Below are 13,287 nucleotides of genomic sequence, written 5' to 3'. Positions count from 1 at the left end.
GTAGCAATCTCGTCCTTCGTCCCGGCTACGGCCGGCCGATGGTGATGACGGCGCCGACCGTGAGCGCCGCTTTCAACGCCGCGCCGTCGACGGCGGAGGCGCAGATCTCTCCCGGCCGCTCGGCTTCGACGGCGTCGTTGAAGTTGACGACGACGTGACCGATCTCGGCGACCTTCTTCCAGGCCGTGGGACCGAGCGCCGTGATGGTCGCCTCCAGCGAGCCGATGGCGATCGGAGCACCGATCGCGGGAGCCTCGCCGGCGTCGACGTCGGGCTTGTGCAGCACGGACACCTCCGCGAGCTCCGGCGGCGCGCCGTCGGCGAACAGGATCAGCACCCCGCCTTCGGCAAGGTCGGCCACTTCCGGTCCGACCGCGGTGATCCGCGTCTTGAGGTGCATGGTCATCGGCATTCTCCTGCCGGCACACTTGCGCCGGTACTACAGCATTGCAGACTGGGGCCGGCGACGTACACCGCCGCCGGCCCCGACGATCAGAACACGACCAGGCTGACCAGCCAGGCGATCAGCACCGACACCGGACCCATGATCTGGCGGCTAATCAGCACCGCCGGGACGCCGATCTCGATGGTCTTCGGCTTGGCCTCGCCGAGTGCCAGGCCGACCGGCACGAAGTCGCAGCCGACCTGCGTGTTGTAGGCAAACAGCGCCGGCAGCGCCATGGCCGGCGCGATCGTGCCGTTGGCGATCTGCGGACCGATGATGGCGACGCCGATCACCTGCGCGATGACGGCGCCGGGCCCGAGCACCGGCGACAGGAACGGCAGGCCGCAGATCGCCGAGATGATCAGCAGGCCGACGATGTTGTTGGCGAGCGGTCCCATCGGCTGCGCCAGCACGTCGCCGATGCCGGTATAGAGGATCAGGCCGATCAGCATGGTCACGAACGCCATGAACGGCAGCACGTTGCGGACCACCTGGTCGATGGTGCGGCGGCCGGCATTGAAGAAGATGCCGACGACGCGCCCCATGACGCGGCCGATGCTGGCGATCAGGTTGACGAAACCGCCACCCTGCACCGGCTCCGGCGCCGGCCTGGCCGATGCGGTCGCTGCCGCAGCCGCCGCCGGGGCGGCAGCCTGCGTCGGTGTTTCCGAGCCGTCGGCCATCTCGATGTTCGCCGCGCTCACGCCCGACACGTAGATGTCCTCGGTGATGAACTGCGCCAGCGGCCCGGCCTGGCCGACCGGCGTCAGGTTGACGGTCGGGATGCGTTTGCGCGGATAGACGCCGCAGCGGGCGGTGCCGCCGCAGTCGACGACGACGACCGCCATCTCGCTCTCGATGGGCGGCGCGCGGAAGCCGTCGACCGCCTCGGCGCCGGTCAGGTCGGCGATGCGCTGCGCGACCGGGTCAATGCCGCCGCCGGTGACGGAGACGATCTTGTTGCGCTGCTCGGTCGGCTGGATGACCAGCGGACCACCCCAGCCCGACTTGCCGCGCGAGATTTTTACGGACTTGTATGTCTTTGCCATGGTGGATCCTCCTCCGGTCCCGACGTCAGAGTTCCACGCCCTGGCGGCGCGCCATGATCATGGTGATGCGTTCGGTCAGCATCCCCTTGAGCAGGATCACCACCAGGCCGACGATCGCGTACCAGATCGCCATCTGGATATGATAGCCGTTGGGCACGGTGCCGTTGCGCTCGAGTTCCTGCAGCGCCACCAGCACGCCGCCCCAGACGAAGTACTCGCCCGGATTGATGTGGGGGAACAGGCCGAGCGGCGGGTGCACGTAGGACACCGCCGCGTCGTAGAAGGCGGGCTTGTGCTTCTCCTCCAGAAACGCGCCGAAGGTATAGGCCATCGGGTTGGTCAGGAAGAACACCGAAAGCACCGGCAGCAGCGTGTAGCGGGTGAGCGCGATGCGCCCGGCGCCGCGGGCGATGCCGTGGACGCGTTCCTCGCCGACCAGCTCGGTCAGCGCGTAGAACGCCGTCATCAGCACGACCAGGGTCGGGATGATGCCGGTGACGAAGCCGGCGAAGACCTCGCCGCCCTTCTGGAAGATGCCGATGAAGTAGCGGCCGATATTGGCGAGCCAGCCGAGCTGCTCTTCCTGGGCGACCGTATCGAGCCGCTGCTTGAACTCGTCGACGGTGATGTCACCGCCCGCCTGTGCCAGGACGACGAGCTTTTCGCTCGCGCCCTGCAGCGCCAGCTTGCCGTGCAGCGCCGCATCGGTGGCGACGCTGCCCAGATCGGGTAAATTCAGATGGCCGTAATCGGCTAACATGGATGCCAGCATTCGAGTCCTCCGTTCCCCTCTTCCCCCCGCTCATGCGGCGGCGAATTCCTGATTGATGCCTGGTGCAGCAGCCTTCGAGCGGATCTTGTCGACCTGTTCGATGGCCAGTGCGATTGCCTTTTCCTCGCTGTCGGCGGCATCCGGGTTGCGGCCGGCACGGAATTCCGCCAGCGTCATGCCCTCGACCTCGCGCTCGCGACGGAATTTCGTGAAAACCGAGCGGCCGGTCATGAGGAGTAGCCGCTGCACGACCAGATCCGGGCTCACCACGAGCAGCGCGATCGTGCCCTTGCGCAAGCGGCCGCGCGCATGGCCCGCGCCGACATAGCCGTCCTGGAAGCGACCGGTAATTCCCTTGAAGACGTCGGCATAGTGCCGCATCTGAAACCAGACGCCGATAGACTGCATCAACCACACCAGGCCGAGCGCAAGCAGTGCCCACTGCCAAATTGCCATCTCTGCGTACCTCCCTAGTCTCCTCCGATATCGCGGCTAATGAACATTTGTCTTCCAGAATGTCAATATGTATAAGTGCGCACCCACAACAGTGTCGTCGTGTTGGCCGCCCCGCGGCGCGCATGAACCTGGACCTCCGGAGGAACCCTGATGGCGGCTGAACGCCTCTTCATCTTCGACTGCGACGGCGTGCTCGTGGACAGCGAGCCGCTCGCCGCCAAGGCCTATGTTCATGCCTATGCAGGGCGCGGGCTGACGATCGGGCCGGAGGTGATCGCCGAATGCATCGGCATGAAGCAGGCCGATATCTTCACCCGCATCGAGCAGCTGACCGGGGTGGTGTTTCCGGCCGCCCATGCGGACGACATCTGGAAGGTGACCAAGGATATATTCACCGAGGAGCTGCAGCCGACCCCGGGCATAACCGAGTTCCTCGAAACGCTGGACCGGCCGCGTTGCGTCGCCTCGTCGTCATCGATCGAGCGCATCCTGCACAGCCTCACCTTGACGAAGCTCCTGCCTCATTTCGAAGGATCCATCTTCAGTTCATCGATGGTGAAGCGCGGCAAGCCGGCGCCCGACCTGTTCCTGTTCGCGGCCGAGCGCCTCGGCTATGCGCCCCAGGATTGCGTGGTGATCGAGGATTCGCCCTTTGGCGTGCAGGCGGCCGTGGCGGCAGGCATGACAGTGCTCGGCTTCACCGGAGGCGGTCATTCGAGCCCCGCCCATGCCGCCCAGCTCAGGGCCGCCGGCGCAGAGCTCGTCTTCGCCGGCTGGCCGGCCATCGCCGCCTGGCGGCGCGCCAACGGTCTCTGACCGGCCGGCCAGTGCCGATCCATCTGCATCTTTGCTTGTTTGACGATCTCGCCCGAAACGTCCGCAATCTTTCGGGATCATGCCCTACCGGACGATCTCTGCAAGCAGTCTCGCGACCGCCTCGCGCGCTTCCAGCTGCGGCATGTGGCCGAGCCCGGCGAAGAGATGCACGCCGACATGGCCCGGCAGGCCCTGCACATGCCTTGACGGGATGATCCGGTCGGCGCCGCCGGCAATGACCTTGACCGGCATGGCAAGGCGCTCGAACAGCCCGCGCACCGAAAAGCGCTGCGTCGCCTGCGAAAACAGCAGCGGACCGAGCCGCGTCTGCGCCGCCGGCAGGCGGCCGTCGGCGCGCGCGCGCAGCGTCGCGTTGACGAAGCCGTCGGAAAGAACCGCCGGATCGGCCACCAGCTCGCGCATCCATGTCCGCAGCGCAGTTTCGTCGTGAGCAGCGGCAAACCCTTCGGTGAAGCCGGTGTTGATCTCCGGGCCGAGGCCGGCCGGCGCGATCAGCAACAGCGAACGCGCCTCGACCGCGACGCCGGCCGCCACCGCGGCGGCGGCCGCGCCGCCCAGCGAATGACCGGCGAGATGCGCCACGCCGATGTTTTGGGCGGCAAGCTCGCTCTCGACATGCGCGACCAGGTCGTCGAAGCCCCCGGCCGGCAGGTCGACGGCCGCGCCGTGGCCGGGCAGATCGATCGACAGGATCGGCATCGCTCGGTCGAACGCCGTGAGCAGCGGCCGCCAGCTGGCGGTCTCCGAGCCGAAACCGTGGATCAGCACCAGCGGCGTCCCCTCGCCCTGGCGCAGCCATGTCGACGCGGCCGACGATTGGCGGGTGATGGGGGCTGTAGCCTGTCCGACCGCCCTTGCGCGGACTTCCACGTCACCACGAGCTGGAGTGTGCCCGGCGGCCGGCACGACCGCAGGAGCCCTTTCTCTCGCTTCGGCGGCAACCGTCGCCGCCCGCTCCACATCCTTCGCCTGCACGCGGCCCTTGGGGCCGGTGCCGTCGAGGGCGGCGAGATCGACGTTGCGCTGACGTGCCAGTCGCCGCGCCAGCGGCGTGGCACGTATGCCGGCCACGGGTTCCGAACCCACCGGCTCAATCTGAGAAGCTGACACTGCCGGCGCGGCTCCATTGGCTGCAGGCGCGGGCGGCGCGGCCGGCCCAGGGACGGAGGGCACCGCAGGTATCGGCGCCGCGTCCGCCTTCGCCGGCGTCTCGCCTTCGGCATAGATCCAGGCGACCGCCTCGCCGACGGGAATGTCGACGCCTTCCCGGCCGGTGACGTTGGCGAGCGTGCCGCTGGCGGGTGCGTCGATTTCCATGGCGGCCTTGTCGGTCTCGATCTCGAAGAGCACGTCGCCCTTCTTCACCGCCGCGCCTTCTTCGACGAACCAGCGCGAGATGCGCCCGGTCGCCATGTCCATGTCGACCTTGGGCAGGATGACTTCGGTCGGCATCGGTCAGCGCCTCCCGCTCACCAGTTCGCGCGCCGCCGTGACGATGTCCGGCACCTGCGGCACGACCGCCTTTTCGAGCTCCGGATTGTAGGGGATCGGGGTCTCGGCACCGCCGAGCCGCACGATCGGGCCGTCCAGATAGTCGAAGGCCTCGCTCTCGGCGATCATGGCGCTGACTTCGGCGCCGACGCCGAGCGTCTTGACGCCCTCGTAGACGCACAGCAGCCGCGACGTCTTCTTGACGCTGGCAATGACGGTGTCCTTGTCCATGGGGCGGATCGTCCTGAGGTCGACCACCTCGGCGTCGATGCCCTCGGCTGCCAGCGTCTCGGCCGCTTCCAGCGCCTTGTGCACCATGATCGCGGTCGCCACGATGGTCAGCTGCGAGCCCTGGCGGCGCACCTCGGCCTTGCCGATCGGCACGGTGTAGTGGCCCTCCGGCACCGGGCCCTTCATCTTGTAGAGCAGCTTGTGCTCGAAGATCATCACCGGGTCGGGATCGGCGATCGCGGCGAGCAGCATGCCCTTGGCATCATGCGGCGTCGCCGGCTGGATGACTTTCAGGCCGGGCACATGGCCGAACCACGCCTCGAGGCTCTGGCTGTGCTGGGCGGCGGCGCCGGTGCCCGAGCCGGCGGGAAAGCGCATCACCACCGGCACCGACACCTCGCCGCCGAGCATGTAGCGCATCTTGGCCGCCTGGTTGACGATCTGCTCCATGGCGAGCGTGGCGAAATCGGAAAACTGGAATTCGAAGATCGGCCGCATGCCGGTGACGGCCGCGCCCACCGCGACACCGGCGCCGCCGAGCTCGGAGATCGGCGTGTCGCGCACGCGCTCCGGGCCGAAGCGCTCGACCAGGTCGCCGGTGACCTGGAAGGCTCCGCCATAGACGCCGATGTCCTCGCCCATCAGGAAGACTCGCTCGTCCGCCTCCATGGCGATCGCCATCGCCTCCTGGATGGCCTGGGCATAGGACAGTTCACGGGTGGTCATCGTCATGCGCTCTTCTTGCCTTGCCGTCGGTCAGTCGGTGTAGACGTACATCGCGACGTCCTGCGTCAGCGGCATAGGGCTCGCCTTGGCGAACTCGATGCCGTCGGCAATCTCGCGCTCGACGTTCTCGCGCAGCGCCTCCACCGCATCCCGGGTCATGATGCCGTATTCGACGAGCTGGCTCTCGAACCGGCCGATCGGATCCCTGGCGATCCAGGCCTCGATCTCTTCCTTGGTGCGGTAGCGGTTGCGGTCGCTCTTGGAGTGGCCGCGATGGCGATAGGTCTTGCATTCGATGAGCGACGGGCCTTCGCCGGCCCGGGCCCGCTCGACAGCCGCGACCGAAGCTTCCGCCACCGCCGACAGGTCGTTTCCGTCGACGATAACGCCGGGCATGGCATAGGCGGCGGCGCGGTCGGCGACGTTAGGCACGGCGGTCGAGCGCGCCGTCGAGGTCGACATGCCGTAACCGTTGTTCTCGCACACGAAGATCACCGGCAGCTTCCAGACCGCCGCGATGTTGAGCGCCTCGTGGAAGGCGCCCTCGTTGTTGGCGCCGTCGCCGAAGAAGGAGACGACCACGTCGTTGCGCTTCTGCATCCGGATCGAGAGCGCGGCACCCACCGCGATGGGTATGCCGCCGCCGACGATGCCGTTGGCGCCGAGATTGCCCTTGGACACGTCGGCGATGTGCATCGAGCCGCCGCGCCCCTTGCAATAGCCGGTGGTCTTGCCGAAGAATTCGGCGAACATGCGCTTCACCTCGGCGCCCTTGGCGATGCAATGGCCGTGGCCGCGGTGGGTCGAGGTGATCATGTCGGCATCGGTGAGCGGCAGGCAGATGCCGACCGCCGAAGCCTCCTGGCCGATCGACAGGTGCATGGTGCCGTGCACCAGGCCGCGCATGTAGCTTTCTTCCGCCCCCTCCTCGAAGCGGCGGATCAGGTACATCTGGCGCAGCGCATCCTCGAGCACCGCCGGCTCGAAGTGGCTGAGCGCGAACGGGCGGTTGTCGCCGCGAACGGAATCGGCAACAGCTTGCGCCTGAGCCTTGGCCATGGGTCAAACCTCCAGTTCAGAAACGACGATGTGTGTGCCGGCGCCCGGCCGGCCGGTGCCGCCTCAGGCGGCAGCGCCGCCGGCGTAGACCGCGTCGGTCTGGTCGAGCCGGCGCCGGATCTGGGTGATGACCAGGCTGTCGTCGGGCGTGCAGTTCGCATAGGTGAGCCGCTCGCCGGCCTTGACGGGCCTGGTCACCGTGGCGCGCTCCGCCAGCCCGAGCGGCAGCGCGCGCTCGTTCGAGGCGTCCTGCCAGGTCATGGCGAAGCCGCGATAGTCGTATTCGCCGATCTTGCCGAGCGTGTCGCCGGGGTTGAGGTCGCGCTTGGCGAGCGCCACGCATTCGGCGACGGGGTGGTCGACGGGCTCCATGTCCGGAACGCCGTGTGTGACGGCGCGGATCGCCGAAAGCGGCACTTCGAGGCTGGTCAGGTGATACGGGCGGAAGATCGTGTAGCAAGGGCCTGGGCCGACCTTGAGGTCGGTCATGCGCTCCAGCACGCGCGGATGGCGCGGCTTGACGATGCAGAAGACGCCGGGCGCCACGCCCTTGCCGATCGAGTAGTCGACGACGCCGCTCTTCGACAGGATACCGCCGTCCGCCTTGGTGCACAGCACCTGGGCAAGCTCGTCGCGTGTCGCGGCCGGACCGTGCATGCCAGGCACGTCCGGCACCAGGCCGGTGGCGTTGGCGACGGCGACCATCTCGATCATCGTCTTCGAGCCGTCGACGAACTCGACGAGCATGCGGGCGTTCATGTTGCGGCGTCGCGCTTCCTCCTCGTAGGCGTCGGGCGTCGCGTCGAACTTCAGCGCGTTGTTCTTGCCCTTGCCGGCGGCGACGATCTCGAAGCCGAGCGCCTGGGCAAAACCCATGATCTCCAGCGTGGCGGCCGGCTCGTCGCCGGCGGCGCCGGTGTAGATGACACCGGCCTTGCGCGCCTCGGCCTTCAGATGACGGCCGATGGTGATGTCGGCCTCGACGTTCAGCATGACGACGTGCTTGCCGTTGCGGAATGCTTCCAATGCGATCAGCGTGCCGACGTTCGGATTGCCGGTGGCGTCGATCACCACGTCGATGCGGCCGGCCGCGCACAGCGCCTTGAAGTCGCCGGTGAGCGCCACCCTGCCCGCCTCGATCGCCGCATCGATGCCATTGGCCGAGCTCGCCTCGACGATGTCCGACGTCGCGTGGCCGGCCAGCGCCAGCGCGTCGCGTGCCGCCTGCATGTTGACTTCCGAGAGCGCGCCCAGCCGAACGCCGGGAATGAGCGACATCTGCACCACCATGTCAGTGCCCATCTGGCCGGCACCGGCAAGGCCGATCGTCACCGGACCATGCTTTTCGGCACGCGCGACCAGCTCGGCCGCGAAGCCCACATTGGCGATTGTCATGCGCTTCTTTCCTCCTTGCGCGACGGCGCTGACGCCGCGCGCACTGCAATGTCGTTACCTTTCGTCTTATAGAACATTACGCTTACTAACAAGACATTTGTTCATTTCGATCTCCATTTTTCGTTGCATGGGCGAACGGATTCGGTGATGACAGGAAGGGGAAGAGTTCGGGAGTCCGGGGTTGAGCGAGCGCGACGGAAAGAGTGCGAAAGGCAGGCGGCAAGACGATCGTGCGACGGCGTCGCCGGCGTCCGACACACCGATTTCGACCGGCAAGTCGGAGCGGCTCAGGCTGCGCGCCGCGTGGATGTATTATGTCGAGGAGATGACGCAGAATGAGATCGCCGATGCGCTGGGCATCGGCAGGGTCACGGTGGTGCGGCTGCTCGCGGATGCGCGTGCGCGCCACGAGGTGCGCGTCTCCGTGGTCGGCCAGCTCGCCGAGCTGACGGAGCTGGAGCGCGGCCTCGAGCAGCGCTTCGGTATCGAGCGGGTGATCGTGGCACCGCTGTCGCAGCCGGAGCGGGATCCGGTCCCGGCGATCAGCGCCACGGTCGGAGCCTATCTGTCGGAGATCGTGCGCCCGGACACGGTGGTCGGGCTGGGCTGGGGCCGCACCCTGCTGCAGTCCCTGCCCTTCATGAGCGAACGCTCGCTGGACAATTTGAGGGTTATCTCGCTGCTCGGCGGCGTCGCCCAGGTCCGCCGCTTCAACCCGACCGAATTCGTCTGGCGGTTCGCCCAGATATTTGGCGGCGACGCCTATCTGCTCGCCGCGCCAGCGGTAGTCGACAGCGTCGAGACCAAGAAGACGCTGATCGAGAAGTGCGGGCTCGGCACCGTCATGGACATGGCGAGCGAGCTGGACCTCGCCGTGCTCAGCGTCGGCGCGATCCAGGGCGCCGGCACCACGTTCCGCGTCGGCTACCTGTCGGAGGAGCTTCGCAAGTCGCTGATCGAGGCCGGCGCGGTCGGCGACCTGCTGTTCCATTATTTCGACCGCGATGGACGCATGGTCGACCATCCGTTCAACGACCTCGTCATGTCCGTCGGCATCGACCGGGTGTGCAGGGCCAAGGAGCGCATCCTGGCGTCGGGCGGCCCCGAAAAGATCGACTCGCTGCGCGGCGGCATCGCCCTCGTGCGCCCGACGGTGTTCATCACCGACGAGGCGAGCGCCCGCGCCCTGCTGGCCCAGGCGGACTGATCCGGACGGCCTCCGGAAACGGGGATCAGCCCGTCGTCTCGACAAGGCGCTCCGCGACGACCTCGTCCGTGACCAGCACATGCGGCCGCAACAGGCGGATCGACGCCAGGATCACCTGATATTTATGCCATCCGCCGGAGGCGAGAACGAGCTTGCGCGCGCCGGTGAGGTTGCGGGGATCGACCGCAACCACCCGCTCGTTGACGGGATGGTCGATCACCTCGCCTTCGGCATTAATGAACCGGCACAGGATGTCGCCGACGGCGCCGGCGCGATGCAGCGAGGCCAGCTCGTCGCGCTCCAGCAGGCCGTATTCGGCGAAGGTCGATTGCGGCGACAGGTCGCCGACGCTGAGAATCGCCATGTCGAGCTGCGTGGCCCGGTGGAATATCTCGCGGATGCCGGGATGCGTCATCAGCGCTTCGCGCGTGCGGGCGTCCGGCGCGAAGACGGGTGCTGCCAGCATGTAGCAGCTCGCCGAAAGCCGATCCGCCATGCGCCAGGCGAACTCGCTCGGGTTGACGGTGCTGACCTTGGTCAGGCCGCCGAGCAGCGACACCACCGTCATATCGGAATGGCCGTTGTTGACGATCGCCGGCAGGGCGCAGCTGAGCGTGCGTCCCCAGCCCAGCCCGATCGTCATGCGGTCGGTCAGGTTGTCGGCGATATAGGCGCCGAGCACCGCTCCGATCGTCTGCGAGACCTGCGCCGCCTCGCGCGGCTCGGGAATGACGATGGCGCGCTCGATGCCGTATGTAGCTTCGAGGCACCGCTCCAGTTCGACGCAGCGGCTCAGATTGGCCGTGACCCGGATCTGCACCGTGCCGTCCTGGCGCGAGGCCGACAGCATGCGCAGCACGCGGGTGCGGTGCAGCCCGACTTCCTGGGCGATCTGGTCCTGGGTCATGCCTTCCATGTAGTAGAGCCAGGCGACGCGCGCCTTGATGTCGGCACCCAGCTCCGCCTCGCCCGGCCTTGACGGCTTTCCCGGATTGTCCTGCACCGGCGTCGATCGGCTCCGTTTCACGCCGTTTTTCATAGCGCTTCCACGGAACCGATAAAGCTAAACTTGTCAGGAACCGCTTTTTCCCACAGCGTCAGTCGCGCCGCCGGAAGAGATCGACGAGCACGGCGATCAGAACCACGCAGCCGACGATGACGCGCTGCCAGAAGCCGGACACGTTGAGCAGCACCGTGCCGTTGGCGAGCACCGCCAGCAGCAGCGCGCCGAGCATGGTGCCGACGATCGATCCCTGCCCGCCGCGCAGGCTGGTGCCGCCGAGGATGGCGGCGGTGATGGCGCCCATCAGCCAGCCCTCGCCGACCGACGGCTGGCCGGCATCCATGCGGCTGGCGAAAAGGATGCCGGCGAGCGCGGCGAACATGCCGGCGAGCGCGAAGGCTGTGAGCTCGACATATTTGACGCGGATGCCGGCCAGCACCGCCGCGTCGCGGTTGCCGCCGACGGCGAAGATGTTGCGGCCGAGCCGCGTCTGGGTGAGCATCCAGATCAGGATGATCCCGGCGGCGAGGAAGATGACGACCGGCACCGGCACGCCGAGAATCTCGCCCTTGCCGAAGACCGCGAATGTCTCGCCGAGCGGCCGGATCGGATAACCCTTGGTGATGACGAGCGTCATGCCGGCGAAGATTTCCCAGGTCGCCAGCGTGACGATGAAGGGATTGAGCCGCAAGCCGGCGATGAAGGCGCCGTTGATGAGGCCGAGCATCAGCCCGAACGCCATGGTCAGCGGAATGACCAGATAGGGATGGACCCCGAACATCGTCAGGAGCAATGACCCGACGATCGCCGACAGTCCGGCCGCCGCCCCCACCGAAAGATCGATGCCGCCGACAAGGAGCACCAGCGTCTGGCCGAGCGCCACCAGCCCGACGAAAGCCGCCTGCCGCGCCACCACGGACATGTTGTAGGAGGACAGGAAGTTGTCGGTGGAGAGCGACAGCACCACCACCAGCGCGATCAGCGCGACGAGAATGCCGCTCGCCTCCCAGCGCCAGAAGCGGGCGACTAGGCCGGGCCGCGGGCGGAACGTCGTGGCCGGTGCGGCGCTGTGGCTCTCGGCAGTCATGGCTCTTTTCCTTCTTCAACTCATCGCCGCCTGAAGCAGCGATTCCTGCGTCGCCTCGCCGGCCGGAAAGATTCCCTTCACCTTGCCCTCGTGCATCACCAGGATGCGGTCCGACACGTCGAGCACCTCCTCCAGCTCCGACGAGATGAAGATGATCGACAGACCGGTGCTCTCGGTCAGCATGCGCAGCTGGCGCTGGATCTCGAACTTCGCCGCGACGTCGATGCCGCGGGTCGGCTCGTCCATGATCAGGATCCTGGAATTCTTCATCAGCCAGCGGCCGATGATGACCTTCTGCTGGTTGCCGCCCGACAGCGAGGTGATGCGATCCCTCGGGTGACCGATCTTGATCTTCAGGTCGGAGACCAAACGCTGCACCTCGGCGAACATTTCGCCGCTGCGCATGCGCGCAATGCCACGGAAGCGGCCGAGATTGGGCAGCGCCATGTTCTCGGCGATGCTGAGCAGCGGGAAGATGCCTTCCTGCTTGCGCTCCTCCGGCAGGTAGACGAGGCCTTGGCGGATGGCGTCGGCCGGCGCGCCGATGCCGCTCGGCCGGCCATAGAGCTCGATGTCGCCGGCGTCGCTGCGGGTCAGGCCGAAGATGCATTTCGCCACCTCGGTGCGGCCTGAGCCGACAAGACCGGAAACGCCGAGAATCTCGCCCTTCCTCAGTTCGAAGCTGACATTCTCGAACTCGCCGCGACGGGTGAGGCTCGACACCTTCAGCACCGTTTCGGCGCCGTCCGGCATCAGGCGCGGCGCCGCGTTGCCCTTGCCGACGAGGCGGCCGGCCATCATCCGCACCATGTCGTCCTTGGAAGCCTGGCTGGGATCGAGCTCGCCAACGAAGCGGCCGTCGCGCAGCACCGAGATGCGGTCGGAAAGATCAAGAATCTCGTCGAGCCGGTGCGAAATGTAGAAGGCGGAACCGCCGGCCGCTCGGAAAGCATTGAGATAGGCGTAGAGCTTTTCCGTCTCACGATAAGTGAGCGCCGCCGTCGGCTCGTCGAAGATCAGGATTTTGGCGTCGGTCGCCGCCGCGCGGGCGATCTGCACGAGCTGCTGATGGGCCTTGGACAGCGTCGACACCGGCACGCGCGGATCGATCGTGTCGTCGACGGTATGAAGATGGTCGATCGCCGCCTTGCGCGTCGCGCGCCAGTCGATGGCAATACCCCTGGTGAGATGCGCGCCGAGCATGATGTTCTCGGCGACCGACAGGTTCGGCACCAGGTTGACTTCCTGCGGGGTGATCGCCACCCCTGCCCGCTGGGCATCGATCGGCGCATGGAAGGAGACCTTCGCGCCGTTGCGGAAAAGCTCGCCTTCGGAAGGCTGCAGCTTGCCGCAGAAGATGTTCATCAGCGTCGACTTGCCGGCGCCGTTCTCGCCGATCAGCGCATGGATCTCGCCGGGGCGAATGCCGATCGACACGTCCTTCAGCGCCTGGACGACGCCGAAGGAACGCGAGACACTGCGGGCTTCGAAGGCAAAGTGGTTCATGAGCTCGCTCCGCGGCCTGGGAC

Annotated in this window: 13 protein-coding genes; 2 read left to right on the top strand and 11 right to left on the bottom strand. The window is 67.1% G+C overall.

Going from position 1 to position 13,287, the window contains the following annotated elements; genetic code table 11:
- Positions 1 to 25: 25 nt before the first annotated feature.
- The 4 genes from C7I84_RS13380 to C7I84_RS13365 form a co-directional block, all read right to left on the bottom strand.
- On the bottom strand, positions 26 to 406 hold the full coding sequence (locus C7I84_RS13380; RefSeq protein WP_106772688.1) for a PTS glucitol/sorbitol transporter subunit IIA: 381 nt from the start codon (positions 404 to 406) through the stop codon (positions 26 to 28).
- 86 nt (positions 407 to 492) lie between these two features.
- Positions 493 to 1,494: a PTS glucitol/sorbitol transporter subunit IIB gene (gene srlE / locus C7I84_RS13375; RefSeq protein ID WP_106772687.1), complete on the bottom strand. Its 1,002-nt coding sequence runs from the start codon at positions 1,492 to 1,494 to the stop codon at positions 493 to 495.
- Positions 1,495 to 1,519: 25 nt separating this feature from the next.
- The gene (gene srlA, locus C7I84_RS13370; protein WP_106772719.1) at positions 1,520 to 2,254 is read right to left on the bottom strand and encodes a PTS glucitol/sorbitol transporter subunit IIC; all 735 of its coding nucleotides are present in this window, start codon (positions 2,252 to 2,254) and stop codon (positions 1,520 to 1,522) included.
- 42 nt (positions 2,255 to 2,296) lie between these two features.
- Positions 2,297 to 2,647 (bottom strand): transcriptional regulator GutM, encoded by a 351-nt coding sequence (locus tag C7I84_RS13365; RefSeq protein ID WP_425351340.1) that lies wholly within the window; start codon positions 2,645 to 2,647, stop codon positions 2,297 to 2,299.
- A gap of 225 nt (positions 2,648 to 2,872) precedes the next feature.
- On the opposite strand from C7I84_RS13365, the gene C7I84_RS13360 reads away from it, so the two are divergent.
- On the top strand, positions 2,873 to 3,538 hold the full coding sequence (locus C7I84_RS13360) for an HAD family hydrolase (RefSeq protein WP_106772685.1): 666 nt from the start codon (positions 2,873 to 2,875) through the stop codon (positions 3,536 to 3,538).
- A gap of 84 nt (positions 3,539 to 3,622) precedes the next feature.
- Here the strand turns inward: C7I84_RS13360 and C7I84_RS13355 are convergent, their stop codons facing one another.
- The 4 genes from C7I84_RS13355 to C7I84_RS13340 all read right to left on the bottom strand — a co-directional run bounded on the left by C7I84_RS13355 (position 3,623) and on the right by C7I84_RS13340 (position 8,461).
- Positions 3,623 to 5,011 carry an acetoin dehydrogenase dihydrolipoyllysine-residue acetyltransferase subunit gene (locus C7I84_RS13355; RefSeq protein ID WP_106772684.1) on the bottom strand — a complete coding sequence of 463 codons (1,389 nt, stop codon included), beginning with the start codon at positions 5,009 to 5,011 and terminating at the stop codon, positions 3,623 to 3,625.
- Positions 5,012 to 5,014: 3 nt separating this feature from the next.
- Complete coding sequence (locus C7I84_RS13350; RefSeq protein WP_106772683.1) at positions 5,015 to 6,013, bottom strand: alpha-ketoacid dehydrogenase subunit beta; 999 nt, start codon at positions 6,011 to 6,013, stop codon at positions 5,015 to 5,017.
- A gap of 24 nt (positions 6,014 to 6,037) precedes the next feature.
- Positions 6,038 to 7,066 carry a thiamine pyrophosphate-dependent dehydrogenase E1 component subunit alpha gene (locus tag C7I84_RS13345; protein WP_106772682.1) on the bottom strand — a complete coding sequence of 343 codons (1,029 nt, stop codon included), beginning with the start codon at positions 7,064 to 7,066 and terminating at the stop codon, positions 6,038 to 6,040.
- A gap of 63 nt (positions 7,067 to 7,129) precedes the next feature.
- Entirely contained in the window at positions 7,130 to 8,461 is a 1,332-nt protein-coding gene (locus C7I84_RS13340) for an NAD(P)H-dependent oxidoreductase (protein ID WP_106772681.1), read from the bottom strand.
- A gap of 181 nt (positions 8,462 to 8,642) precedes the next feature.
- Here C7I84_RS13340 and C7I84_RS13335 point away from each other — a divergent pair, with 181 nt between their 5' ends.
- Positions 8,643 to 9,668 (top strand): sugar-binding transcriptional regulator, encoded by a 1,026-nt coding sequence (locus tag C7I84_RS13335; protein WP_245428430.1) that lies wholly within the window; start codon positions 8,643 to 8,645, stop codon positions 9,666 to 9,668.
- Positions 9,669 to 9,693: 25 nt separating this feature from the next.
- On the opposite strand, the gene C7I84_RS13330 is transcribed toward C7I84_RS13335, so the two are convergent.
- From C7I84_RS13330 to C7I84_RS13320, 3 genes are all read right to left on the bottom strand, one after another.
- Positions 9,694 to 10,695: a sugar-binding transcriptional regulator gene (locus C7I84_RS13330; RefSeq protein ID WP_245428429.1), complete on the bottom strand. Its 1,002-nt coding sequence runs from the start codon at positions 10,693 to 10,695 to the stop codon at positions 9,694 to 9,696.
- A 70-nt stretch (positions 10,696 to 10,765) separates the two neighbouring features.
- Positions 10,766 to 11,758 carry an ABC transporter permease gene (locus C7I84_RS13325; RefSeq protein WP_106772679.1) on the bottom strand — a complete coding sequence of 331 codons (993 nt, stop codon included), beginning with the start codon at positions 11,756 to 11,758 and terminating at the stop codon, positions 10,766 to 10,768.
- Positions 11,759 to 11,773: 15 nt separating this feature from the next.
- Entirely contained in the window at positions 11,774 to 13,264 is a 1,491-nt protein-coding gene (locus C7I84_RS13320) for a sugar ABC transporter ATP-binding protein (protein ID WP_106772678.1), read from the bottom strand.
- Positions 13,265 to 13,287: the final 23 nt, after the last annotated feature.

Source organism: Kumtagia ephedrae (assembly GCF_003012745.1).
Lineage (GTDB): Bacteria > Pseudomonadota > Alphaproteobacteria > Rhizobiales > Rhizobiaceae > Kumtagia > Kumtagia ephedrae.
This window is presented reverse-complemented; position numbering and strand designations above follow the sequence as displayed.